Origin of the sequence: Bartonella sp. MM73XJBT.G (genome assembly GCF_028618435.1) — a bacterium.
In the GTDB taxonomy this organism is placed as follows: Bacteria; Pseudomonadota; Alphaproteobacteria; order Rhizobiales; family Rhizobiaceae; genus Bartonella.
Window position 1 is genome coordinate 1 of the sequence record NZ_JAQISW010000063.1, and the last position, 2,084, is coordinate 2,084.

1 protein-coding gene and 1 pseudogene are annotated in these 2,084 nt (G+C 30.0%); both read left to right on the top strand.

All coding sequences use genetic code 11. From position 1 onward, the window contains the following. On the top strand, positions 1 to 185 hold a 185-nt coding region (locus tag PVV59_RS09740; protein ID WP_342753311.1), incomplete at its 5' end, for a hypothetical protein. A gap of 1,552 nt (positions 186 to 1,737) precedes the next feature. Then, positions 1,738 to 2,084: pseudogene (locus PVV59_RS09745) on the top strand (hypothetical protein); the annotation flags it as partial.

A 2,084-nucleotide genomic window follows, 5' to 3' on the forward strand; every position in this document is an offset into this window, starting at 1 on the left:
GGCGTCAATGTGTTAAGACCGATAAAAAAAGTGGCATCGTGAATGATGCTAATCGCTATGCTGTTGAAACCGTTGGCAATCCTGCTTATCCATTGGAGTTATTCCAAAGGGTTATTACTGTAAGTTTAGAGACAATGAAAATTGTTAAGAGCCTACCAAAATTAGAAATAAGAGAAACTGAATAGACTTGCCATGCTCACATAATGGGTATGCTAAACTCACAAGGGGTATAAGGTCTTATAACTATAGGTTTATACCCCTTTTATAAATTGCTTACATACAATCTTAAAAGGAGTGTTTATATGCGTTCTTCTAAAAAGAAATCATTTGCACTTTTAAACACTGTCATTTGGATTGCCTTTAAAAGATTATATCGTAATCTCAAATGATAGCTTTATCCTTTTTAAAAGCCTTGTTTAAAGAGAGTTATGTATATTCATTTTCTTATATTACTTATAGGTTTTGTCTGTTTTTAAAACCCCCAAAACACCTACAAAACCCTCTTAAATATATATTAAAGATTGTATTTATGTGTTGTATTTAATACAGGTTGTTTATTTGAAACATTAACATATTGAAATATAATAACTTTTATTTTTAATTTAAAAAATATATAAAGGGGGTGTAAAAAGAACACCCAAAACCCCCTAAACCCCCTAAACTATAACCATAATGATCTTGATAGCATTTCTTATGATTATAAACTGTCTTTTGAAAGGCTTTTTAAAGATCACATGTTTTTTAAAGACGTGTTTTAATCACTCACTAAAATGATCACTTTTGTCAGTTCAATTTACTGACAGATAACTGACAAATATATATTATGAGTTGAATTTATGGGGTGAATCTTAATAAGGGTTGTATCATTAAAATACTAACATATTGAAATATAATGTTTTATTTTTTTATCTCATTAAAAAAAATACTATAGGGTCTAAAAACAACTGACTAAACTGACAAAAATGACAAAAGTCTATTAAAAGGGATTTTGCTAATCTCTATAGTTATCAATCTCTCTTTAGATGTTTTCATAACAGACTATAAATCGCAATTATCCTCTTTATCATTTCTCTTATGAAAATGAAAAATGATGCGGTGGCTATAAAGAATGCGTGAAAACAGCAAGGTCTTATAATCACAATGCAAATGAATGCATTTTTTATAAGAGCGCGGTGTCTATTAAGGTCGTTTAAATTAAAGAGCCTTATAAACAAAATTCACAAAAAATTTAAAATTCATTTAGTAAAAAAATAGATACGTTATAAAGTTAAAAATACGCATTATGAGAACGTTTCTAAATATTATAAATGTATAGATTCAAAAAATAACACAATCGTTTAAGAAAGCCAATAATATAGCTCTAAAAGCACATAAATATAAAAGAAGCAATTAATAAGCATATGAAAATATATATACACAATGAATTTAAAAAAACATAAAAAATATCAAAAAAGATAAAATAATAATTGACAATAAATACCTATTTTGATATATAAATACTCAAGTGCTGAAAACACTTAACGATTAGCGGATAGGTTACGAAACAACCTCTCCCATGTCTTTAAAATACTGACTTTCTTTTATGCTGTCATTGGCATATAACGATTTTGTCGGGTGTGGTTACACTATACAATACTCTTTTGGGGAAGGTGTGACGACGGACTAATCGCCGTGTTTTCAACACCCGGCGCCCTTATGGGTTGTCAATTGAAAACTTCATTACGATTAGGTTTAATTATGACAAATATCTCAAAAAACACCCCCGTTATTTCTAACATTTCAAATGAAACCGCATCTAATAATAAACAAGAGCCTGCAAAAAAATACGAATTTACGGGTGAGACAATAGAGGTTGGTTTTAATACACTTCACAGAATTAGAGCATTAAGAGATTTTGGTGATGTGAAAAAAGGCGACCTCGGGGGGTATATAAGTAGTGAATACAATTTATCACATCATGGCAATTGCTGGGTTGGTGATAATGCTTATGTTGTAAAAACTGGTCGTGTTTATGATAATGCGCGGGTTTATGGCAATGCTGGTGTTGGTGGCTATGTATATGGCAATGCAAAGGTTTATGATTT